Below are 25,022 nucleotides of genomic sequence, written 5' to 3'. Positions count from 1 at the left end.
AAAAGATGAATTTGTTAAAAAAAATTGTAATTATTAGTTGTGCCGCTTTTTTAGTGCAGGGCTGTGCTGAAGAAAAGAAAGAATCTTCTGAAGCTTCTAATCAGGAAAAATCGACTCAGCAAAACTCTCAAACTATATATTTAATTGGCGATTCTACAATGGCAAATTATGCCGATGATTATGAACCCGGCAAAGATTATATGGAAACTCGCTATCCGGTTACGGGCTGGGGACAAGTATTTCAGGAATTTTTTGTAAAAGATAGTTTAGCTGAAGTAAAAAACATTATTCACTCCGATTCTGTTATTGTAGACGATCGTGCTCGTGGCGGCCGTAGTACCCGTACCTTTTTTCAAGAAGGTAGATGGCGAAGTGTTTTTGAAAATTTAAAAGAAAACGATGTAGTGATTATGCAATTTGGGCATAATGATGCTGCCGAAGATAAAACAGAACGTTATGTAGATATTGAAGGTTATAAAGAGTTTTTAAGACTTTTTGTAAGTCAGTCTCGAGAGAAAGGAGCTACTCCTATTATTTTAACTCCGGTGGCTAGAAATTATCCTTGGGAAGACGGTCATTTACAAAATGTACACGGAGAATACGATCAGGCCCCAAAAGATATTGCTAAAGAAATGAATGTAGAATTAATTGATTTAAATCAGTTGTCGATGGATTACTTTTCTAAAAAAGGCAAAGATTTTGTAACCGAAAATTACTTTATGAATTTACCTGCGGGTAAATATGAAGCTTATCCCGATGGTCAAAAAGATAATACTCATTTTCAACCAAAAGGTGCAGAAGCAATTGCACAGTTGGTATTTAACGAGTTGAAGAAAATCAATACAAAATAATGTATAGTAGTAGCATTAAAAATTTCATTGTTGTGTTTGTAACTTTGGTTATAGGGGCTTGTGCTTCTGCTCAAAAAAAAGTAGAAGTACGCCCTTATACCATTACCACGACGGTAGAGAAGTTTAAAAAAGACTATCCTTTTATAAAGCCAATTCAGCCTTTAGAATCAAATAGTTTTATTGCTGCCAAGGACATCACTTATAAAAAAACAAAGACGTCAAACTTAAAGTTAGATGTTTATTACCCTTCAGTAAAAAATGATAAAAATTGTCCTGGCGTGCTGTTAATTCACGGCGGCGGTTGGATTTCCGGTAGTAAGGAAAACCAGCGAATTATGGCGCAACATCTTGCTGATAATGGATTTGTAGCGGTTACCGCTTCATATCGGTTAAGTCCCGAAGCAATTTACCCGGCAGCAGTAATCGATTTAAAAGATGCTTTACGGTGGATGCGAAAAAACGCTGAAACCTATAAATTAAATCCGAATAAGATTGCCGTTTTAGGCACTTCTGCAGGAGCGCAATTAGCAGCTTTAGTTGGGGTAACGCCTAATTCAGAATTGTACAATGAAAAAAATGAAGCAATTTCTTCAGCAGTTCAGGCTATTGTAAATGTAGATGGTATTGTTTCATTTGTTCATCCTGAGGCCAGTGCGGAAGGTGAAATTGCCGGACTTTGGTTGAATGGATCTCGTACTGAAAATCCAAAAAATTGGAAAGAAGCTTCACCTTTAGAGTATGTCGATGAAAATACACCACCAACTTTATTTATCAATAGTTCCATGCCAAGATTTCACGCAGGTCGTGATGATATGGTTAAAATTTTAAATAAAAATAATATCTATTCTGAAGTTCATACGTTGGAGGGTTCTCCACATTCTTTTTGGTTATTAGAACCTTGGTTTGAGCCTACGGTAGAGTTTACCGTTTCATTTTTAAACAAAATATTTAATCAATAATCTATGAAAATACTAGTAAATATCTTCGCTTTCTTATTGGTAGTTCAGTGTGCTACGGCAAAAGACCCTTATCTTAAACTAACAGTCGCTCAGGATGGAAGTGGCGATTTCAGAACTATTCAAGAAGCGATAAATTCCACTCGAGATTTAGGTCCGGGCGAGGTTGAAATATTCATTAAAAATGGAACTTATCAAGAAAAACTGGTTATTCCCAGCTGGAAACATCAATTAACCTTAATTGGGGAGAATAAAGAAAACACGATTATTACAGGAAATGATTATTCCGGTAAAATTGATGCGGTTACTGGGAAAGAACTGTCAACATTTACTTCTTCTACCGTATTAGTACAAGGCGATGATATTCATTTTAGAAATCTAAGCGTTCAAAATACCTGGTGCAATCGTGGGCAGGCGGTAGCGCTTCATGTAGAGGGCGATCGATTTATTGCTGAAAACTGCAATTTATTAGGTTGTCAAGACACTTTGTACACAGCTACTGAAGGAAGTCGTCAATACTACAAAAACTGCTATATTGAAGGCACGACCGATTTTATTTTTGGGGAAGCGACCTGTGTTTTTGAAGATTGTACGATTAAGAGTTTAGCAAATTCTTACGTTACAGCGGCAGCTACACCCCAAAATCAGGAATTTGGCTATGTGTTTTTCAACTGTAACCTAATTGCGAAAGATGGTATAGATAAAGTGTATTTGGGCAGGCCTTGGCGTTCATATGCTAAAACGGTTTTTATCAATTCAACTTTAGGCGATCATATTGTAGAAAAAGGTTGGGATCCGTGGACGGGCGATAAAATGTTTCCGCAGAAAGAAAAAACTACTTATTACGCAGAATATAACAGTAAAGGCGAAGGGGCATCGCCAAATACTCGTGTAAGCTGGTCGCATCAGCTGAATAAAAAAGAGGTAAAAAAATATACACTGAAAAATATATTTTCTGGAAACTACAATTCTTGGATTCCTAATAACTAATATCAGCTACAAGGAATATGAAAAAACTACTCATAAATTATAGAATATTGCTTTTAGCCGTAGTGTTAATTACAGCTTGTAGTTCTTCAGACGATGATTCAGTTACTGATGAGCCTACTGGTGAAATTCCTGAAAATCCAGAGACTTCTTCAGCAATTTCGGTGAATACTTCTCAAGAATTTAGAGAGGCTTTACAAAATGCTGTTGCTGGAGATTCAATTATTGTGGCTTCGGGAGTTTATGAATTTTCAACTTCTTTAAAAATTTCAGCATCAGGAACAGAAAATGAACCAATTGTGGTTTTTGCAGAAGATGAAAGACCTTTAATTGATTTTTCAGCAATGCAAGAAAATAGTGCTAATCGAGGCTGGATAATCGATAGAGATTATTGGAAAATCAAAGGTTTTAAAATTGAAGGTGCCGGTGATAACGGCATGTTTATAAGTGGAAGTAATAATCATATTGAATTTTGTGATTTCCTAAGAAATAAAGACAGCGGGTTACAAATTGATAATGGAGGAGCTAATAACCTAATTTTAAATTGTGATTCTTATTTCAATGCAGATTCTTCTATTGAAAATGCTGATGGTTTTGCGTGTAAACTTACTGCCGGCACAGGTAATACATTTGAAGGCTGCCGCGCTTGGAATAATCTAGACGATGGTTGGGATGGTTATTTAAGAAATAACGATAATATTTCAACTACCTACATAAATTGCTGGGCGATTAAAAATGGCTATTTAGAAGATGGCACAAAAGGTTTGGGAGATGGTAACGGCTTTAAAACCGGTGGTAGTGATACTAAAGATTTAAAGCATCATGCCACATATATACGATGTTTATCGGTGGGGAATATTTATGATGGCTTCGATCATAATAGTAACCGAGGAACAATTGAAATTTATAATTGTTCGGCGTATTTAAATGGTAGAGATTATGCTTTTGGTAGTACAAATCCGGCTGAAAAACTGATTATTAAAAATTCTATTTCCTTAAACGGAACCAATAGTTTTAAAGCAACTTCTACAGATATTTCTAATAATAGCTGGAATGATGGTTTTTCTGTTGCTGAAGATGATTTTGAAAGTTTGGTAGTAGAAGAATTAACTGCAGCGCGAAAAGCCGATGGTAGTTTGCCTGAAATTAACTTTATGCATTTAGTTTCAGAAAGCAGTTTGATTGACGCAGGAGTTGCAATAGATAATATTGAATTTAATGGAACCGCTCCTGATTTAGGAGCATTTGAATTTTAAAATAAAAATTATGAGAGTTTTATTTGCTAGTTTTTTAATGCTTTTATCGTTGCAAATAGTTGCACAAAAATCCCCAACTTTATATTTAATAGGAGATTCTACTATGGCCGACAAAAGAGATCCAGAAGAAAACCCTGAACACGGTTGGGGACAAATGCTTCCGGACTTAATGACCGATAATATTACGATAGAAAACCATGCAGTGAATGGCAGAAGTAGTAAGAGTTTTATAAGTGAAGGTCGATGGAAAACGGTATACGATAAATTAAAATCAGGCGATTTTGTTATTATTCAGTTTGGTCATAACGATCAAAAAGTTAATTCACCAGATCGCTATACCAATCCTTTTACAGGCTACCGTTATAATCTCGAGAAATACATCAAAGAGACTCGAGAAAAAGGTGCAATACCAATTTTAATGACTTCAATTGTACGTAGAAATTTTAACGAAAACGGAACTTTGGTCGATACGCATGGAGAATATCCCCTAGTGGTTAGAATGGTTGCAAAAGATTTTGATGTTCCTTTTATAGACATGCAGTGGTTGACCGAACAGCTAGAAGAAAAATATGGGGAAGAAGAATCTAGAAGCCTACACTTGCATTTTGCACCGGGAGAAGTAGCGTATTATGAAAAGCGAAAAGATGATGATACGCATCTTTCTGAAAAAGGCGCAACTTTAGTCGCAACACTGGCTTTAAAAGCAATTGCAGAAAAAGACTTAACCTTGAAAAAATATATTAAACCAACTACCCTTAAAAAAGAAATTTTATAATGTATACGCCACCATTATTTTTCAAAGACAGCGATAGTGAATGGGAATATGCTGCAGAAGGAATTACCCGAAAATTTATCGGTTATAATCCGCAGTTGATGTTGGTAAAAGTAAAGTTTGAAAAAGGCGCTATTGGCGATTTACACGATCATTTTCATACGCAAGGATCGTATGTCGCTTCCGGTAAATTTAAAATTACAATCAATGGCGAATCGAAGATTTTAGAAGCAGGCGACGGTTTTTTTGTATTGCCAAATACAGAGCATGGTGCTGAATGTTTAGAATCTGGCGTGCTAATAGACGTATTCAATCCGATTCGTGAAGATTTTTTGAAAGATGCAAAATAAAATCGTTTTTTACTGTTTTCTGTTATTTCCTATGCTGAATTTCGCTCAGCTATCTTCTGAAGAAAAACAAAAGCGAATCGATGAAATCGTCAACCGAATTAAGTTGCCGGAAATTCCTGAAGTTGATGTTTCAGTTTTAGATTATGGCGCGAAACCCAATTCAGCAAAAGACAGTAAAAAAGCATTTGATAAAGCGATAAAAGCACTCCAAAAAAAAGGCGGCGGTAAATTAATTGTGCCAAAAGGCGAATATCAGCTGGAAGGACCAATTCATTTAATCAGTAATATGGAACTTCATTTAGCGGATGGCGTATTGCTGAATTTCGGCACCAATCCTAAAGATTATCCCATGGTGTTAACGAGTTGGGAAGGTACGATGCTGTACAATTATAGTCCGCTAATTTATGGCAACAACCTCAAAAACATTGCCATCACCGGTGGAGGAACCATTAACGGAAACGGAAAAGAATTCTGGCAAAGCTGGAAAAGTAAGGAAGATCCCGCAAAGCAAAAAAGTCGGGAAATGAATCATAATGCTACTCCGCTTCAAGATCGACAATTTGGTGAAGGCAGTTATTTGCGTCCGCAATTATTGCAATTGGTAAATTCAGAAAATATTTTAATTGAAGATATAAGAATAGAAAACGCACCGTTTTGGTGTTTGCATTTACTAAAATGTAAAAATGCGACGTTACGCGGACTTTCATACGATTCACATAACAGCAATAACGATGGCATCGATTTAGAATATACCAGCGATGTTTTAATCGAAGACGTTACATTTGATAATGGCGATGATAACGTGGCCATAAAAGCAGGAAGGGATGATGAAGGTAGAGCAAATTCAGCAACTCCTTCAGAAAATATTGTGATGCGAAATTGTTTACTGAAAGGTTTACATGCTTTTGTAATTGGGAGCGAAATGAGTGCCGGCGTTCGCAATGTATTTGTGCAGAATTGTAAAGCGCACGGCTACCTAAAACGCGGGATCTATTTTAAGACCAATCCCGATCGTGGCGGTTACATTAAAGATATTTATATCGATAACCTGAAATTCGATAAAACCGAGGATCTTTTTTACATTACTTCATTTTATCATGGTGAAGGAGAGGGATATAACTCAAAAATTTCCGATATTTATATCAATAATATTCAATGTGAAGAAGTTACAGGTACAGCCGTGGTGATTCAGGGATTTGAAGAAAGTAAGGTTGAAAATGTTCAGCTTAAAAACATCAAAGTCAATAAATCCAACAACGGAACTTCCATAACAAACACAAAAAATGTAGTGGTAGACAATTTAATTATTGGTAAAGAAGCCGGTGTACCCACCGCGGCAGGGAAAGATGTAGAAAATTAATAATCTAAATTTTTAAATATGGCAGAATTAAGCAAGTTTTCATTTGGGACAGGGGATCGATTTGGAAAAGAAGGAAAAGCACAATTAGAGGCCATTTTAAAAATTCAGAAAGACGGTATTGCGGTAACGCCGGTTTGGAACAAATCAAATCGAGAGCATGAAACCGTTAATACCAATCCCAAAAGTGTTCTAGAGGAAGCCCAAAAAGCCACTAAAGCTTTAAATTTTACTCAAGATTATTTTATCGATGCCGATCATATAGATAAAGAAACAGTGGATCCTTTTTTGGATCACAGTAATTTCTTTACGATAGATGTGGCTAAGTTTATCAATAAAAAGGCTTCTTCAGAAGAGATTACTGAGTTTATTAGTTTTTTTCAACAGTATTTGAGTGCTTTTAAAATAGAAGGAATAGAAGCGGAAATAGCTATTTCTGAAGCACAATTTCAGAAAATGATCGATACTTTTTTATTTGCCATGAAGAAAGCTTCAGAAGTCTATTTCTATATAAAATCCAATAAAAACGATAAATTTTATACGGAAGTTTCTATAGATGAAGTTGAAAATCCGCAAACACCCACTGAATTATTTTTTGTGCTTGCCGCATTAGCTTTTTATCAGGTTCCGGTAAACACCATCGCGCCAAAATTTACAGGTAACTTTTATAAAGGTGTTGATTATGAAGGGAATTTAAATCAGTTTAGCCAAGAGTTTGAAGCTGATTTATGTGTTCTGAAATTTGTAAAAACAGAATTCGGTTTGCCAAAAAACTTGAAACTAAGTGTGCACAGTGGAAGCGATAAATTTTCGATTTATCCGGTGATCAACAAACTTATCAAAAAACATGAGAGCGGTTTGCATTTGAAAACAGCTGGCACCACGTGGCTGGAAGAAGCCATAGGACTCGCTGAAAGCGAAGGAAAAGCATTTGATTTTATAAATCGTCTGTATGCTGAAGCCTTAGATCGCTATGATGAACTTACTGAAAATTATACCGAAGTTTTAGATATCGATAAGGCAAAGCTTCCAGAGAAAAATGTATTCAAAAACGGCGAAGCTTTTGCAAATGCGTTACGGCACGATCAAAGAAATGAAGCTTACAATCCATATTTTCGGCAATTGATGCATTGTGCTTATAAAATTGCTGGCGAAAAAGATGAGTTTTATTGGTTACTAGAAACTTGCCGAGATAGGATTGAAGAAAATGTGACTTATAATTTATACGAACGTCATTTGAGGCCTTTGTTTGGGGATTTAAATTAATTATATTTTATGCAAAGAATTTTAATAGTACTGAGCATGTTTTTCACATTAGCTAATAGTGCCCAGGATATGGAAATAGCACTTTGGGATGTGGAAATTCCGGATAGCAAAAAACATTCAGATTATCAGGAAGACCAAAAAATTGATGGCGGTATACTATCGCGAGCAAGTAAAGTAACCGAGCCTAAAGTTTATGCTTTTTTCGCTAAAGAGAATACTTCTAAAACTGCAGTAATTATTTTTCCCGGAGGTGGTTATGGTCATTTATCAATGAGTAAAGAAGGATTTAAAGTAGCAGAGTGGTTGGCATCAGAGGGGATTTCAGCATTTGTAGTTAAATATCGATTGCCAGATGATCGAATTATGAAAGATAAATCTATAGGACCCCTTCAGGACGCTCAGCGAGCAGTTAGATTAATTAGACATAATGCTGAAAAATGGAATTTAGACTCTGATAAAATAGGGATTATGGGATTTTCAGCCGGAGGTCATTTAGCCGCAACGCTTTCCACTCATTACGATAAAAAAGTATACTTAAATAAAATAGAAGAAAGCGCCAGACCCGATTTTTCGATTTTAGCTTATCCTGTTATTAGTTTAACTTCCGCAATTACTCACGAAGGGTCTCGCAGACGCCTTTTAGGAGAAAATCCATCTGATAATTTAGTTACACAATTTTCTAATGAATTTCAGGTTTCAGAAAATACGCCACCAACATTTTTAGTACATGCGTTAGATGACCATTCTGTTCCGGTAGAAAATACTTTAAACTATTTTAATGCATTAAGAGAGAATAATATACCAACAGAGTTGCATATTTATAATGATGGAGGGCATGGATTTGGTCTTGCAGAACATCTACCTAACAATCTTTGGCCCAAATTATTATTGGAATGGTTAAAAACTCAAAACTAAATTAGATAACTCAAATTTTACTGGGAGGTACAGGATAGAATAAATATAGATAGGTTATAAGTTTAGAAATTAATCAAAGTTTAGTTTTTAATGGTAAAATATAAATATATCCTTATCGCAATAATTTTGGGTATTACTGGAACGATAAATTCTCAAAATCTGAAAGACATGTCAGAAAGTGACAGAGATCAGTATTCCAGGGCTTCAAAATGGGTTTCAGATCTCAATATAATGGATAGCAGTAAAACTGAAAAAGTTCGTACTCTTATATTCGAACACCTTAAAACTATTCGAGATTATCATAATTCACATTCATATACTATAGTTCCTGAGGGGATTAATCCAAAAACGGGAGATAAATTAAGTGATTTAGACAGACGTATAATTGCGCATTCTGCACAACCTGCAGATATTCATGAAAATTTTATTTCATCTCTAAGAAAAGAATTGACAGAAGAGCAAGTTGTTAAAATTCTAGATTATCATACGGTAGGAAAAGTTGATTTCACAATGAAGGCTTATAAGGAAATAGTGCCAGATCTATCAACTGGTGAAATTAAGCATATAAGGGGGCTTTTAGAAGAAGCCCGGGAGCGTGCAATCGATTTTAAAAATATGGAAGAAATATCTGCAATTTTTGAAATTTATAAGACAAAAGCGGAGGCTTATCTAAATAGTAATGGAAGAGATTGGAGACAGCTTTATAAAGATTATGTACATAAGAATAATTAGAAGATTATGAAGTCAAGTTTTGATTTAAAACGGAAGAAGGTAGTGATAACAGGCGGTAGTAGTGGAATTGGTGAAGCAATCTCTAAAAAGTTAGTAGCTCACGGAGCAGATGTAGTTATTTTAGACATTAATATCGATAAAGCAAACCAATTAAAAGCTGACACTTCAAAATTTGAAGGAAGTTTAAATTTAGTGGCCTGTGACATTTCTAATTATAAAGAGACAGAGATAGCATTTGCTGCTATTGAGAAAGAACATAATATTGATATATTAATAAATAATGCTGGTGTAGCACATGTTGGTAATATTGAAAATACCTCAGAAGAAGATCTTGATAAAATTTATAATATAAATGTAAAGGGTGTCTTTAATTGCTCAAAAGCGGTTATTGCAGGAATGAAATCGCAAAAGAGTGGACTTATATTAAATATGGCTAGTATTGCTTCTGTTGTAGGAATTGAAGATCGATTCGCTTATTCAATGTCTAAGGGAGCTGTTTTAACTATGACTTATTCTTTAGCTAAAGACTATTTAAAATATAATATTCGATGTAATGCGATCTCACCAGCTAGAGTACATACGCCTTTTGTAGATGCCTTTATCAAAAAGAATTATCCTAATGAGATTGATAAAAAATTCGAGGAATTATCTAAAACTCAGCCAATAGGCAGAATGGGGGCACCTGAAGAAGTCGCCGCGCTAGCACTATATTTGTGTTCGAATGAAGCTAGCTTTATAACAGGAACTAATTTCCCTATTGACGGAGGATTTATAAAGTTAAATGGATAAAAAATATATTATGAAATTAATAAGATTTGGATCCCCAGGAGAAGAAAAACCAGGGATAGAACAGGAGGATGGTACACGTATTAGCGTAACTGCATACGGCAGTGATTATGACGAAGATTTTTTTGCTAATGATGGGATTAAAAAGCTTGAAAAATGGCTTGAAAATCATAAAGAATCCTGTGAAATATTATCTAAAGAAATAAGGTTAGGACCTCCAGTAAAAAGACCGTCTAAATTAATTTGTATAGGTCTTAATTATGCTAAACATGCTGAAGAAAGTGGAGCTGAGGTTCCTAAAGAACCGGTGATTTTCTTTAAAGCTACCAGTGCTATTGTAGGCCCTAATGATAATCTAGTAATTCCAAAAGATAGTCAGAAAACAGATTGGGAAGTGGAATTAGGCATTGTTATAGGAAAGAAAGCTAGTTACATTTCCAAAGAAGAAGCAATGGATTATGTTGCTGGATATGTATTACACAACGACTATAGCGAAAGAGAATTTCAGTTAGAGCGATCCGGTCAATGGGTTAAAGGTAAAAGCTGTGATACGTTTGCACCTTTGGGTCCATTTCTAGCCACGAAAGATGAAATTTCTGATCCCGAAAACCTTGAGTTATGGTTAAAACTAAATGGCGAAATTAAACAGCAAAGTAATACTAACGATATGGTATTTGGAATTGCCGAAGTTGTTAGTTACTTAAGTAAATTTATGAGTTTGCTGCCTGGTGATATCATTTCAACTGGTACTCCTTTTGGTGTAGGTATGGGACTTAAACCGCAAAGATATTTAAAGCCTGGTGATGTTGTAGAATTAGGAATTGAAGGTTTGGGAAGTTCGAAACAAAAAGTTATTTCCTGGAGTTAATCTTTAGTTATAGCTCCAAGACGGTACAGGATGGTTTATTTCTTTTAAGATAATATTTTTGAGAGAAACCTACATATCTTTTTGAGCACATGACTAACAATACAGAAAATCAATTTAGAGGTATTATACCTCCCATGATCACACCTTTAAATAATGAGAGCGAGCTCGATCTAAAAGGTCTTAAAAATTTAATAGAACATATTCTTAAAGGTGGGGTCCATGGATTATTTATATTGGGTACTACGGGGGAAAGCGCAAGTTTGCCATATGCATTAAGACATCGATTAATAGAAGAGACCTGCGATATCGTGAAAAGTCGTGTTCCTGTTTTAGTTGGTATTACAGATACAGCGGTTTCTGAAAGTCTTAAATTGGCCGAAACCGCTAAACAGTGCTGTGCTTCTGCCTTAGTCGCCGCTCCTCCTTACTATTTTAGCCTCGGCCAGCCGGAATTAATTGAGTATTACGAATATCTAGCTGATAGATTGCCATTACCTCTGTTTTTGTACAACATGCCTTCACATACAAAGATAAATATAGAACCAGATACAGTAAGTTATCTTTCCAGGCATGAAAAAATTATAGGCTTAAAGGACAGTTCAGGCAATACTGCATATTTCAATAAGCTTTTACATAAAATGAAAGATCAAAAAAACTTTGCATTATTTGTAGGGCCGGAAGAAGTTACAGCTGAAACCGTTATGTTGGGAGGAGCTGGTGGTGTAAATGGTGGTGCTAATATGTTCCCTAGACTTTATGTTGAATTATATAGTGCAGCGGTAGCTGGAGACATCGAAACTGTTAGGAATTTACACGAGCTAGTAATGGAAATTTCTGCAGAAGTCTACTCTCTAGGAAAATATGGCTCTAGCTATTTAAAAGGATTGAAATGCGCTTTAAATCTTATGGGAATATGTAGTGACTTCATGTCTTCACCATTGCATAGGTTTAACCAACAGGAAAAAGATCAACTTCAAGGTATTTTGCATAAAATTCAAAAGAAACTTCGATAATGGGATTACCTATCGTTGACCTCCTGGTATTTACACTTTATCTGCTCGCAATTCTATTTTTTGGAATATCATTTTATTTTAAAAAGAATAGAACGACAAAAGATTATATGACTGGAGGTCAGCGAATACCGTCTTGGGCAATAGGAATGTCTATTTTTGCTACGTTTGTAAGTAGTATTAGTTTCTTAGCATTACCAGGCAAAGCTTATTTAAGTAATTGGAATAGTTTTGTATTCAGTCTTTCTATTCCCATAGCTGCATTTTTTGCGGTTAAGTTTTTTGTACCCCTTTATAGGAAAATCAATAGTCAGTCTGCTTATTATTACCTAGAAGAAAGATTTGGCTCGTGGGCAAGAAATTACGCTTCTATATGTTATTTATTAACCCAACTTGCTCGAATGGGCACCATTTTATATTTATTAGCTTTACCAGCTAACGCCTTATTAGGTTGGGACATTAACACTATTATTATTGGTACAGGAGTATTTGTGATAATCTATGCAGCTATGGGAGGAATAGAAGCTGTAATCTGGACGGATGCAATTCAGGGAATTGTTCTTATTTCAGGAGCTTTAGCCTGCTTAATAATAATTATTATTTCTGTGCCTAATGGAGCTGAACAAATTATTCAAATAAGTCAGGAAAACAACAAATTTAGCCTGGGAAGCTTAGACCTAAATTTTAAAGAATCTACGTTTTGGGTAATTCTTATTTATGGGATTTTTATAAATCTTCAAAATTTCGGGATAGATCAAAATTACGTTCAGCGTTATATGAGTGCGAAAACAGAAAAAGAAGCCAAAAAATCTACTTGGTTTGGAAGTTTACTTTATATACCAGTCTCGCTATTATTCTTCATGATCGGCACAGCACTTTATGCTTATTATAAAATTAATCCAGAGCTGCTTCCTGAAACACTTATGGATATTGCTGAAGCCGATAAAATTTTCCCTTATTTTATAGTATCGGAACTTCCAAAAGGGGTAACGGGATTACTAATAGCTTCTATTTTCGCAGCTGGCATGAGCACAATTTCCACCAGTATAAATAGTAGTTCTACAGTTATTTTAACCGATTTTTTCAAACGAAAAAATAAGTTTTTTTCTAGTAAAGCTGAATTTCGAATTTTGGCTATTTCGGGGATTGTCATGGGGTCTATAAGTATAATAGTTTCACTTGCTATGACTTCAGTGAAAAGTGCTCTAGACACCTGGTGGGCATTATCCTCAGTATTTAGTGGTGGAGTGCTTGGCCTTTTTTTATTAGGTTTTGTATCTAATAAAATAAAACAAACCGAGGCTGCAATTGCCGTTATTCTAGGTATTTTGGTTGTAGGATGGATGAGTCTTACACCCTTATTAATCACGTCTGGAAAATGGCTGGCTTTTAAAAATCCTTTACATACCAACCTAACTATAGTCATTGGAACAATGGTAATATTTTTAAGCGGTTTTTTATTGAATATACTTTTACGAAAAAATAAGCGTCTAATCTAAAATTTTAACTATGAGTGCCAGATTGCTATCTAAGGAAATAAATCAAAATACGTCTAAGGCTGTAATAGGAATTTTTGCGCCTTGCGATCCAAGAATAGATGAAAACAGTCGCAACCGATGTAAAAATTTGGTGAGAAACACGGCAGAACAACTTTCGGGTGCTATAAAACTTCCATGCGGTAATGAAGTAGAAGTCGTTTATTCAGATATATTAGTTGATCTTGAGCCCCAGGCCGATATGGTAGCTAAGCAGTTCTTACAGGCTGGTGTTAATATTTTAGTGTGCATACCAGATACGTGGTCGTTTCCTCAACTAACTACAATTTCATTATTATCTCATTTTCCTAAGGACATTCCAATTAATTTTACTACTGGAAATTCAGCTGCTCGTCCAGGAGTTGTATATACTCATGCCACTAATGGAGCAATTGCACAATACGGTAAACTATCTCATATTAATATAGGTGCATGGCCTGATAAAGGGCAAAACCCTAAAATGATTGCTGAAACTTTAGTTTCATTGATAGATTGGTGTTACGCAGCAATAACTTTTCAAGGTCTAAAAGGAAGAAGAATCGTGATTTTTGGTCATGATTCTATGGGGATGGAAACAGCGCTACCTCATGTAATGGAAACCAGAAATCGATTTGGAATTGAAATCACCAGACTGGATATGAAGCTTTTGTCGGATATGCTTCAAAAACAATCCTACGATAAAAAAGAAGTTGAAAAACTAAAAAACTGGCTTTATTCACACGGAAAGGAAAAGATTGAACTCCCTACAGAAAAGGATGAAGAATTATTGGAAAAAAGTCTTGCATTATACCTAATCGTGAGAGATATTATAAAGGATCTCGATGCCGTTGGTGGTGGTTTTATGAGCCAATTAGAATGGGGGTCTGATGATCGGGGGATTCAATTGCCTGTAGCCGATATTATGGAATCTTTATTTAATTCTACCTTCGATCATAATGGGGAGAAAAAAGTAATCCCTTTTGCAACTGAAGCCGATGTCCAAGGGCTTTTAACGCAGCTTTTTATGACCTGGCTCTCTGGTGGTAACCCTCCATTATTTATGGATTTCAGAAAAGTATATGAAAAAGAAGACGCAGCGGCGCTAGCTAAAGATCATGGAATCAAAGATCTTAAAAATAAAAAGTGGATAGAAAAAGGATTTGTTGATGGTGTTAATTCCGGTTCTGCATCGTTTAATTGGGCTGCTGCGCCTGGTGCTTCAGAAAAGGAAATTATGAATAAAATCCAGTTCCCAAAAGCAGTAGATTACTTTTTCTATTTAGGTAATTCGGTTCATTTTAAATCTCCAGGAGAGATTAAAGGTGTAGCTGCGAGACTATCCTATTCATCTTTGAGCGGAATGTTCTCAATGCTCTGGGATGAAGCGGAAACAGTAGAGCTTCCAGCAGAAGTCGCTCAAAAAGTTTGTGATGGAGCTAATCCAACCTGGCCACACACTTTTGTAATTCCCAAATATGCTTCAATGATAGAATATAAACAGTATGCTCCTGCAAATCATTTTCATATGACATGGGATTTGAGACCTGCCAGATTGCAGTACTGGATGGATTTTGTGAATGTTATCTCACTAACGCCATGGGCGGCGCGACCGCAATTTATAGAAGGAAAAGATAGGCCATTACCTTTAGTTTATCTTCTGAATGGAGGAGAAGATCTAGCCAAAACAAAGCTGGCAGGAAAATAATATAAAGTGTTATTGATGAGATATTTAATGAAATACCTTTTTTACATACTTTCTTTTTTAATAATAGTTTCTTGCAAAAAAGAATCAAAGAAATTAGCATTAGAGAAAGAAAAATTTTATAATTTGGATAGCCTGCCGACTATAGATGAAGTTGGAGCAGCAAACCTTCCAGACACTATAGCTGCAATTGAAGCTCCTTTTAAAATGCCAAAATTTCAGAAACCGGTTTTTGCTGATCATACGATCAATATTTTGGAAAAGGGAGCAAAACAAAAAGAAAAAATTACAGAAATAATTCAGAAATCTATAGATGACTTAAGCGCAATTGGAGGTGGTAAAGTTATTATTCCTAAAGGTAAATGGAAAACTGGCAGAATCTCATTAAAAAGTAATATAAATCTGCATTTAGAAGATGGAGCAGAACTATATTTTTCTGGACAATTGGAAGATTACAGACCCGCGGTTTTCACTCGTCATGAAGGGGTAGAGGTAATGTCTCTAGGAGCTTGTATCTATGCACTCAATCAGGAGAATATAGCGGTAACAGGTAGAGGAACTATTTATGGTCCTGAAGAGGGACCTGTAAGAAGTCAAATGATGACCGAGGATGTTACGGAAAAATTTGTAGCTATAGAGAAACCTGTTGAAGATAGAATTTATGAAGGTTATAATAACGAACCTATTTTTTTACCCATGTTAATTTCTCCAACAAATTGCAAAAATGTTTATATCGAAGGAATTACCTTAGAAAGGACAGCATTTTGGAATATTGTTCCGGTATATTGTGACGGTGTTATTATAAGGGGCGTAACCGTTAATTCGGTTGGGATTCCAAGAGGAGATGGAATTGATATTGAATCTTCAAGAAATGTTCTTATTGAATATTCTACACTAAATAGTGGCGATGATTGTTTTACAATGAAAGCAGGTAGAGGAGAAGATGGTATAAGAGTAGATAAACCCACGGAAAATGTGGTTGTAAGATATTGTTTGGCCAAAAAAGGACATGGTGCAATAACAATAGGAAGTGAAACCGCAGGAACGATTAGAAATCTTTATATTCACGATTGTGTTTTTGATAACACAGGAGTAGGAATTCGATTTAAAACTCGTAGACCACGAGGTGGAGGAGGAGAAAATTTGTATTATAAAAGGTTAAGAATGAACCTACACGGTACTGCTTTTAAATGGGATATGCTCGGCCAGCCAATGTACGTTGGAGATCTGGCTAAGAGAAAACCAGTGCTAGAAGTTAATATATTAACTCCAACATTCAGAGATATTTTTATAGAAGATATTTTAGTTGAAAAAGCAAAAACATTTTTAAAATTATACGGGATACCAGAATCACCAATGACTAATCTGCAAATGAAAAATATAGAAGTTAAGAAAAGCGATGAGCTTTTTATCGTAAATGATGCAGATCAACTGGTTTTCAATAATATAAATATTACCAGTAAGGATTCTTTAATGGTGTTTCTGGATGCTAGAAACATCAGTTTTAAAGATGCGATATTTAACGTTTCTGGGGATACTTTAAAGATTAAAAGAGAGGGTAATCTTACCGAGAACATTTATTTTAAAAATACAAATATTCCATTTGTTCATAATTAGATGTATGGTTGACGCTTCTTTATATCAAGAAGGTTTTTATTTAAAGCAAGTGCTCTAATTTTTAGATATTTATTAAATTTATATCCTTAATAGTTATTCCTTTTAAATCAGTGGCATTATAATTTTGAAAAAATTTCAAAGAACTTAGAATATGATAATTTCTGATGTGAAATTTTAGATATCTTTTTAAAAACAGGATGCGACAGGATACTTTCCTATTCATTAGTTAATAAATTTAAGAAACCTTTAGAAGTTTTTATTTTTTTTAACTAATCTAAAAAGATCATGTCAAACTTTAGAATAAAAATATATTCTCTGTTTATCTTTTTTATTATTTCTCTGGTAACTTATGGACAAACTTCAAAAATTACTGGTACAATTACAGATGAAAATAATGTGCCCCTACCTGGAGTAAATATTATGATAAAGGGAACAAACGACGGAACCCAATCTGATTTTGATGGTAATTTTAGTATCGATGCTAGTGAAGGACAAGTTTTGATCTTTTCTTTTGTAGGAACGAAAACGATTGAGAAGCTGGTAAAAGAAAATCAAAACTATGATATTGTTATGGCATCAGATCAGGCCAGTCTGGAGGAAGTTGTAATTGTTGGATATGGCTCTCAGAAAAAGGAGAATCTTACTGGAGCTGTTGGATCGGTTTCTGGAGAGACATTAAATGAAAGACCTGCTCCAAATGCAGGAAATTTAATCCAGGGAAGGGTGACAGGACTGCAAGTTACCCAATCTAGTGCGGAACCTGGAAGAGATAATCCAGAATTTCTAATTCGCGGTAGAGGCTCTTTTGGAGGAAGTACAGCTCCATTAGTTTTAATTGATGGTGTAACAGGATCATTGAACAATTTGTCACCAAATGATATTGAAAATATTACTGTATTGAAAGATGCGGCTTCTGCTTCAATTTATGGTGCTCGAGCAGCGAATGGGGTAATTCTTGTTACTACAAAATCTGGGAAAAAGGGTAAAACTGAATTTTCATACAGAATGAATTATGCAATTCAAACTCCGACAGCTCTTCCTGATTTAATTACCAACTCTGCGGATTATATGGAAATGTATAATCAAGCTGCCGAGAGATCTGGAGTTGCTTTTAGGTATCCAGAAAGTGATATTATAGCTTATCGAAATGCCGATAATGATCCTCAATATCCAAATTTTGATTATTTAGATTATTATTTCAATTCCGCAGCTTTAATCAATCACAGCCTATCAATATCTGGGGGGGCAGAAAAAAGTAGTTATAATATCTCCTTGAATTACCTAGATCAGGAAGGAATGATTCCTGGTTATGATTTCGATCGTTACAATGCTCTACTTAATTATAATAATAAGATTTCAGATAAAATTGATATTGGAACCAGTATTAAAATGAGTTATAAAGATCGTAAAGAACCACCTTTCACTGGAGCAAATATGGCGCTATCAATTTATGCTGCTGGGCCTAATTACAGTCCATTTCTACCAGATGGAAGCGGTAGAGCAGTTTCCAGAGCTTATCAAAGTGAGGGCAGAAATAGAAATCCTCAAGAATATTATTTGATGGGGGATAAATATACTAAAGAATATAATTTAAATGCTCAAGCGTTTGTAAATGTAAAACCATTTGAGGATTTGGTATGGTCAACCACATTCGCCGTGAATTACGTAGATGAATTTTTTAAGATGCATCAGCGAAATTACAACGCCTATCTTTTTCAGGAAATTGATGAAACAGGTGATTATAAACAATCTACTTATGGTCCAGATATCTTAGGTGTTACAGATCAGTATGCTAAGGAGATTAGTCCTACAGTATTCAGCACTCTTACTTACGATAAATCAATTAATGAATTGCATAAATTTAAGTTGTTAGCTGGATTTGAGCAGATTTCTTATCAAATAAGAAGTCTAAGAGGAAGAAGAATCAATTCTGTACTTCCATCTTTGGAAGAATTGTCTGGTTATTCTTCAGAAAGAGAGTCTCTGTTTTTCAGTCATCCGCGCTTACCGGGATTGATAAATCCATCAGAATGGGCAATGCGATCGTTTTTTGGTAGGCTGAATTATGATTTTGATAGTAAATATTTATTTGAAGCAAATTTTAGATACGATGGTACTTCAAAAGTTTCGCCTGATAATAGATGGGGATTTTTTCCATCATTTTCGGCAGGATGGTTGATTTCGAAAGAGAAATTTCTAAAAGATACAGATTGGATCAAGACTTTAAAGATTCGAAGTTCTTATGGTACATTAGGAAATCAAGATATTGGAACTTACTTATATCAGGATGTATTAGAAATCGATAATGTCAATTATTCATTTGATAATGAAACCCTGCAACAAGGAGCTGTTCTAGAGGTTTTTAGAGATCAGGGGATTAAATGGGAATCTACAAGTGTTTTAGATATAGGTCTTGATTTTCAGTCTAAGAATAATTTGATAGGAATAACATTTGATTGGTTTAGAAAACACACTTACGATATTTTAGCTTTTCAGCCAGTTCCGGCAAGTCTTGGCTTAGATGAACCAACTCTTAACGATGGAGAAATGCTAAATAAGGGTTTTGAACTGGAGCTTACCCATAGAAATAGCATCGGAGAATTTAATTATAATGCAAACTTCTTATTCTCGAGGATTAGAAATGAGCTTCTAGAAATACGGGTGCCAAATTACGGATCTAGAATTAGGGAAGAAGGTCTTCCATACGATTCTCATTACTTATATGAGTGGGATGGCATTTTTCAAATAGAAGATATTAATAATCCGGATGTTCCTTTTCATCAATTAAATGCGAATCCTAGACCTGGAGATCTTAAAATGAAAGATCAAAATGGAGATGGAGTAGTAGACGCAGAAGATAGAATAGTAGTAGATGGGGCGTATCCTGATTTCACTTATTCTTTTGGATTTAATGCTAACTATAAAAATTTTACTTTCAGTGCTTTCTTTCAGGGAGTTAAGGGGATAAAGGCAAGATTAGAAAATTGGGGGGTCGATCCTTATATGCAAGGAACCGCACCAACACAAGAATGGAGAAATGCATGGACTCCAGAAAATCCAACTAATGCTCTTCCAGCTTTATATATTGCTGGCTACCCAGGTGTTGCTAGCTATAAAGCTTCGACCTTTTATTTAAAAGATGCATCATATTTAAGATTGAAGAATATAAATATAGGGTACGATTTGCCAAGTAGTGTTTTACAAACATTAAATGCCAAAAGAATTAATGTTTATTTCTCGGCAGATAATCTTTTGACTATTACAGATTTCGAAGGGGGCGATCCGGAAAGGACATCGCTTACTGGGAATTTGGCACAATATCCTCAAGCCAAAGTTTACAATTTTGGATTAAATGTTACTTTTTAAATAAAAATAATATGAAAAGTTTAAATATAATTATTCTGGTAATGAGTGCGATGCTAATCTTGTCCTGTAATGATGACTTTTTAGATAAAAATCCACCAGATACAATTTCTACCCAAAACTTCTGGACTTCACAGGAAGATGTAGAAACTGCCTTAGCGGGGGTATATTATAGACTACAAGAAAATTTTCTTGGCTATGAAAGAGTATATTTAGATGGATTAACAGATAATGCCTTTCTTGATCCCGGAAATTCTAACCAGTCCAATCTGGGAAATGTGGCATTAGGGAATATTTCGGCAAATTTGGGAGGAGCCATTCCAAATATGTATGAAACTCCTTACCGCGTTATTGTAGCTTGTAATTATTTTTTAGATAATATTGATAAGGCACCTATAGAGCAATCAGAAATTTTAACTTATAGAGCAGAAGTACGATTTATTAGAGCTTTAGCCTACTTTGATTTAGTAAGAACTTTTGGAGGAGTAATAATCTATCGAGATTATCCTCAAAATTTAGAAGAGGTTAAAATTGCAAAAAGCACCGTTCAGGAGGTATATTCTTTTATCCAGGAAGATCTGCAATTTGCCATAGATAATTTGCCACGAAAAGATTTTCAAGGTCATGCTGTGAAAGGTAGTGCTAATAGTCTTATGGGGCGTGTATTAATTACTCAAGAAAAATTTGGTGAAGCTTTGCCCTATTTAAAAGCGGTCATTGATTCTGAAGTTTTTGGTCTTGCAAACAATTACAAATTATTATTTCTCACAAATGGGCAAATAGATCCCTCCATTAATAAAGAAATAATTTTTGCAACTCAATACCTTTCGCCTAATAATCCTCAAAGAATTAGACCGGGTGCAGGTGGCCATGATGTTGAGTTAGGATGGTACTCATTGCTTCAGCCTTATAAAGACCTGGTTGATAGTTACGAAATGATTGATGGTAAACTGCCAGAGAATTCTGCGATTTACAATCCCAATAATCCTTACGAAAATAGAGACCCGCGTTTAGATATGACGATCAAACTTCCTAACGAAATTTGGAAGAATAACCAAGGCGAAGTATGGGATGGAAGCTATAATTCTTATACAGGATTTCTTACTGAAAAGTATGTAGATCTTTCAAAGGCACCGTTTACTTTCTCCACAGCTATAAACACCGATCAGGACTATATACATATCCGCTATGCTGATGTTCTGCTAATGTTTGCTGAAGCTCAAAACGAGGTTAATGGCCCTAATGATATGGCATATAATACAATAGATGAAGTTCGAAATAGGCCAGGTGTAGAAATGCCTCCTGTAGACAGAACGCGATACAACACTAAAGAAGAGTTAAGAAATTATATACGTAGAGAAAGAAGAGTAGAATTAGCACTTGAAGGTATAAGGTATAATGATTTAAAAAGATGGAAAATTGCAGAAGATGTTATTTCAAACATAACAAACCCTTTAGGGCAAAATCCAATCTTTAGAGATTTTAACTATCTTATGCCTTTCCCTCAATCTGAATTAGATAACAATCCAAATTTAGTGCAAAATCCAGGATACTAAAATTATATTCACGATTCAGAAAAAAATCTATGTTTTAAAAAACATGATTAAAATATAAGATTTAATTATTACCTCAAGGCTGAATTTGGCGTTTATCCAGGTATTATTCGTTTAATATCATCCATTAGTTTTTGAAATCATCAAACAGTAAAATATTATGAAAAAAACGATAGTAAAGGCTATTTTAGGGATAAGCTTTTTTTTTATTAATCTGTTTGTTCATGCTCAGTCTAAACAAGTTGAAGGGACAGTTAAAGATGAAAATAATATACCGCTACCCGGAGTTAACATTCGAATAAAAGGGACCAATGCAGGAACTCAGTCTGATTTTGATGGTAACTTTAGTATTGAAGCCAACGATGGACAAATTTTGATATTTAGTTTTGTTGGAACGAAAACGATTGAGAAGTTAGTGGAAGAAAATCAAAACTATGATGTTGTTATGGCATCAGATCAGGCAAGTCTGGAGGAAGTTGTAATTGTTGGTTATGGTAAAAAAAATAAAAGAAATATAACCGGTTCGGTAAGTTCAGTGGAAACTGAGCAAATTGAATCGCAACCTAATACAAATGTGGCTCAGGCACTTCGTGGTAGGGTTGCAGGTGTGCAGTTCAATGATAATGGAAGACCTGGACAAGGAGGCAGCATTCTCATAAGGGGGCAAGCATCCTTGACTGCTGGAAACGATCCCTTAATTATTGTGGATGGAGCTTTTTTTTACGGAGAATTAGCAGATATTAATCCTAACGACATTGAATCCATGCAGGTACTTAAAGATGCTAGTGCAACCGCAATTTATGGCTCGAGAGCATCTAATGGTGTTATACTTATATCTACAAAAACTGGGGTGCAGGGTAAACCAACGATTAGATTAAATGTATATTCTGGGATATCAGATTATTATGATAAGGTGCCTCTATATGGTCCAGAAGCTTACCTTCAACGTAGACGCGATTTTAATATTCAAAATGCAAATGAAGGAGAAACACCTATTACCGATGTAGAACGAATTTTAGATACTGAAACTGAATTAGAGCAATATAATGCCGGAAAAACAATAGATCCCTGGGAATTTATTGCGCAAGATGCAATACAGCAATCTTATAACTTAAGTATCTCCGGAAGAATGGATAATACTAGTTATTATTTATCCGGTAATTTAGTGAAAGAAGAAGGTTTGATCTATGGAGACCAATCAGAAAGAATTTCTATACGTATGAACTTGGAAAACAATATTACAGATTGGTTGAAGATAGGCCTGAATAGCTCTTACACACAAAGAGATTTGTCTGGCATTCCAGCCTCACTATCTTCAACATATTGGCTAAGTCCTTATGCTAAAGTTTACGATGATAATGGAGATTTACTACCTTACCCAACAAATGATCAATTAGTTACAAATCCTTTATTTGATGCTTCACAAAGAAAGAATGAAGAAGTTTCAAATAATCTTTTTGCAAATATTTTCGCAGAAATAAACTTTCCATTTTTGGATGGTCTGTCTTATTCTTTTAATTATAATCCAAATATTCAATGGGATAGAGATTATACATTTATTCCTATTTATATAAAAAATGGGATAAATAATACAGGAGCGGCAGGTAAGACAAATGAAAATGAATTCAACTGGCAAATAGAGCATATTTTAAAATATGCTAAAAATTGGGGCGAACATGCTTTAGATCTCACTTTGCTTTATGGTAATAATAGTAGTTTTTACGAAACTACGACTGCTGAATCAAGTAATTTTTTTACGGATGTAAATGGTTGGAATAATCTTAATATAGGAGAAGTTCAGAACTCATATTCATATGCTGAAGACAGAACTGGAACTTCTGAAATGGGAAGATTAAATTATCAATATTTAGACAGGTATCTTGTTACCTTAACAATCAGGCGTGATGGTTCATCAGTTTTCGGTACAAATAATAAATACGGAATTTTTCCTTCAATGGCATTAGGATGGATAGCATCTGAAGAAAATTTTTTAAACCATGTTAATGAAATTGATTTATTAAAATTTAGGTTGTCTTTTGGACAAGTAGGTAATCAATCCATAGATCCTTATTCTTCTTTAGATCGTTCTGCTTTCGATCAATATGTTTTTGGCGACGGCAGTCAGACCTATACGGGCTCTTTTCCACTCTCTGGAAATATGCCTAATCCAAATTTAAAATGGGAAACATCTACATCTTTCAACGCCGCAGTAGATTTTACAATTTTAGACAGAAGAATAGATGGTACAGTTGAATATTATGATACTAAGACAATAGATTTATTAACGGCAAGAAGCATTCCTGTGATAAATGGATTTTCTAGTGTGCTCACAAATATCGGTGAATTAAATAATAAAGGTTTAGAAGTAAGCCTTTCTACGATTAATATAGATTATCCTAATTCACAATTTCGATGGAGCTCATCAATTATTTTTTCAACTAATAAAAACAAAATTGTTCGTCTATATGGGAATGATAATAATAGAGATGGTATTGAAGATGATGATGTTAGTAACCGTTGGTTTATAGGTCAACCTATTAATTCAAATTTCGATTACGTATTTGACGGTATTTATCAGGAAGGAGATGATATTCCAGAGGGTTATATGCCAGGATGGGTAAAAGTAAAAGACATAAATAATGATGGAAGCATTACACCTGAAGATCGAACAATTATTAGTCAGGGGCAACCAAAATATAGACTCGGATTAGGAAATAATTTTGAATACAAAAATTTCTCCTTTTCGTTTTTTGTAAATAGTGCACAGGGTTGGGAAGCACCTTTAAATATTCTGGATCCAAGCGGTTATTCAGGAAATAGTTTTCCAGGAAGATCTGTAAATATGGTTAATGCGGGTTATTGGACCCCTGAGAATCAATCCAACACAAGACCATCCCTTAACTGGACTAATCCATTAGGAATGTCTTTTTATCAAAGCAAAGATTTTATATGGCTTCAGGATGCTACACTAGCTTATAAATTTGATTCTGATTTTGTAAACTCTTTAAATATGAAAAATTTGAAAATTTATTTAAGCGGAAGAAATTTACTGATTTTTACAGATTGGATGGGGCCTGATCCCGAAAGTGGATATAACAATATAAATAATTTATATCCTTCAGCTAGGACCATAGTAGGCGGGCTTGATTTAAGTTTTTAATAAAAAT

19 protein-coding genes are annotated in these 25,022 nt (G+C 34.8%); all 19 read left to right on the top strand.

What is annotated here, in order from left to right:
* The first annotated feature begins 5 nt into the window (after positions 1 to 5).
* The 19 genes from PBT91_RS12435 to PBT91_RS12345 all read left to right on the top strand — a co-directional run bounded on the left by PBT91_RS12435 (position 6) and on the right by PBT91_RS12345 (position 25,015).
* Positions 6 to 851 (top strand): rhamnogalacturonan acetylesterase, encoded by an 846-nt coding sequence (locus PBT91_RS12435; RefSeq protein WP_270058790.1) that lies wholly within the window; start codon positions 6 to 8, stop codon positions 849 to 851.
* Positions 851 to 1,810: an alpha/beta hydrolase gene (locus PBT91_RS12430; RefSeq protein WP_270058789.1), complete on the top strand. Its 960-nt coding sequence runs from the start codon at positions 851 to 853 to the stop codon at positions 1,808 to 1,810. Before PBT91_RS12435 ends, PBT91_RS12430 begins: the two co-directional genes overlap by 1 nt.
* Positions 1,811 to 1,813: 3 nt before the next feature.
* Positions 1,814 to 2,797: a pectinesterase family protein gene (locus PBT91_RS12425; protein WP_270058788.1), complete on the top strand. Its 984-nt coding sequence runs from the start codon at positions 1,814 to 1,816 to the stop codon at positions 2,795 to 2,797.
* Between the two features lie 17 nt (positions 2,798 to 2,814).
* The gene (locus tag PBT91_RS12420) at positions 2,815 to 4,050 is read left to right on the top strand and encodes a right-handed parallel beta-helix repeat-containing protein (RefSeq protein ID WP_270058787.1); all 1,236 of its coding nucleotides are present in this window, start codon (positions 2,815 to 2,817) and stop codon (positions 4,048 to 4,050) included.
* Positions 4,051 to 4,060: 10 nt separating this feature from the next.
* Complete coding sequence (locus PBT91_RS12415; RefSeq protein ID WP_270058786.1) at positions 4,061 to 4,825, top strand: rhamnogalacturonan acetylesterase; 765 nt, start codon at positions 4,061 to 4,063, stop codon at positions 4,823 to 4,825.
* Positions 4,825 to 5,172 carry a cupin domain-containing protein gene (locus PBT91_RS12410; RefSeq protein WP_270058785.1) on the top strand — a complete coding sequence of 116 codons (348 nt, stop codon included), beginning with the start codon at positions 4,825 to 4,827 and terminating at the stop codon, positions 5,170 to 5,172. The genes PBT91_RS12415 and PBT91_RS12410 overlap by 1 nt, the downstream gene beginning before the upstream one ends.
* Entirely contained in the window at positions 5,162 to 6,532 is a 1,371-nt protein-coding gene (locus PBT91_RS12405) for a glycoside hydrolase family 28 protein (RefSeq protein ID WP_270058784.1), read from the top strand. The genes PBT91_RS12410 and PBT91_RS12405 overlap by 11 nt, the downstream gene beginning before the upstream one ends.
* 18 nt (positions 6,533 to 6,550) lie before the next feature.
* Positions 6,551 to 7,795, top strand: a complete 1,245-nt coding sequence (locus PBT91_RS12400) for a tagaturonate epimerase family protein (RefSeq protein ID WP_270058783.1) — start codon at positions 6,551 to 6,553, stop codon at positions 7,793 to 7,795.
* Positions 7,796 to 7,804: 9 nt separating this feature from the next.
* The gene (locus PBT91_RS12395) at positions 7,805 to 8,710 is read left to right on the top strand and encodes an alpha/beta hydrolase (RefSeq protein WP_270058782.1); all 906 of its coding nucleotides are present in this window, start codon (positions 7,805 to 7,807) and stop codon (positions 8,708 to 8,710) included.
* 168 nt (positions 8,711 to 8,878) lie between these two features.
* Positions 8,879 to 9,442: a DUF3826 domain-containing protein gene (locus tag PBT91_RS12390; protein WP_270058781.1), complete on the top strand. Its 564-nt coding sequence runs from the start codon at positions 8,879 to 8,881 to the stop codon at positions 9,440 to 9,442.
* 6 nt (positions 9,443 to 9,448) lie between these two features.
* Positions 9,449 to 10,231 carry an SDR family NAD(P)-dependent oxidoreductase gene (locus tag PBT91_RS12385; protein WP_270058780.1) on the top strand — a complete coding sequence of 261 codons (783 nt, stop codon included), beginning with the start codon at positions 9,449 to 9,451 and terminating at the stop codon, positions 10,229 to 10,231.
* A 10-nt stretch (positions 10,232 to 10,241) separates the two neighbouring features.
* Positions 10,242 to 11,096, top strand: coding sequence for a fumarylacetoacetate hydrolase family protein (locus tag PBT91_RS12380; RefSeq protein WP_270058779.1), 855 nt, complete (start codon positions 10,242 to 10,244; stop codon positions 11,094 to 11,096).
* An 89-nt stretch (positions 11,097 to 11,185) separates the two neighbouring features.
* Positions 11,186 to 12,109: a dihydrodipicolinate synthase family protein gene (locus tag PBT91_RS12375; RefSeq protein ID WP_270058778.1), complete on the top strand. Its 924-nt coding sequence runs from the start codon at positions 11,186 to 11,188 to the stop codon at positions 12,107 to 12,109.
* A complete protein-coding gene (locus tag PBT91_RS12370) occupies positions 12,109 to 13,605 on the top strand; it encodes a sodium:solute symporter (protein ID WP_270058777.1) in 1,497 nt (498 codons plus the stop codon). Before PBT91_RS12375 ends, PBT91_RS12370 begins: the two co-directional genes overlap by 1 nt.
* 10 nt (positions 13,606 to 13,615) lie before the next feature.
* Positions 13,616 to 15,325 carry a hypothetical protein gene (locus PBT91_RS12365; protein ID WP_270058776.1) on the top strand — a complete coding sequence of 570 codons (1,710 nt, stop codon included), beginning with the start codon at positions 13,616 to 13,618 and terminating at the stop codon, positions 15,323 to 15,325.
* A gap of 27 nt (positions 15,326 to 15,352) precedes the next feature.
* The gene (locus tag PBT91_RS12360; RefSeq protein WP_270058775.1) at positions 15,353 to 16,939 is read left to right on the top strand and encodes a glycoside hydrolase family 28 protein; all 1,587 of its coding nucleotides are present in this window, start codon (positions 15,353 to 15,355) and stop codon (positions 16,937 to 16,939) included.
* A gap of 285 nt (positions 16,940 to 17,224) precedes the next feature.
* Positions 17,225 to 20,305, top strand: coding sequence for a SusC/RagA family TonB-linked outer membrane protein (locus PBT91_RS12355; RefSeq protein WP_270058774.1), 3,081 nt, complete (start codon positions 17,225 to 17,227; stop codon positions 20,303 to 20,305).
* 11 nt (positions 20,306 to 20,316) lie between these two features.
* A complete protein-coding gene (locus tag PBT91_RS12350; protein WP_270058773.1) occupies positions 20,317 to 21,858 on the top strand; it encodes a RagB/SusD family nutrient uptake outer membrane protein in 1,542 nt (513 codons plus the stop codon).
* Positions 21,859 to 22,015: 157 nt separating this feature from the next.
* Entirely contained in the window at positions 22,016 to 25,015 is a 3,000-nt protein-coding gene (locus PBT91_RS12345; protein ID WP_270058772.1) for a SusC/RagA family TonB-linked outer membrane protein, read from the top strand.
* The last annotated feature ends 7 nt before the right edge of the window (positions 25,016 to 25,022 follow it).

It is taken from the genome of Zunongwangia sp. HGR-M22, assembly GCF_027594425.1.
Lineage (GTDB): Bacteria > Bacteroidota > Bacteroidia > Flavobacteriales > Flavobacteriaceae > Zunongwangia.
This window is presented reverse-complemented; position numbering and strand designations above follow the sequence as displayed.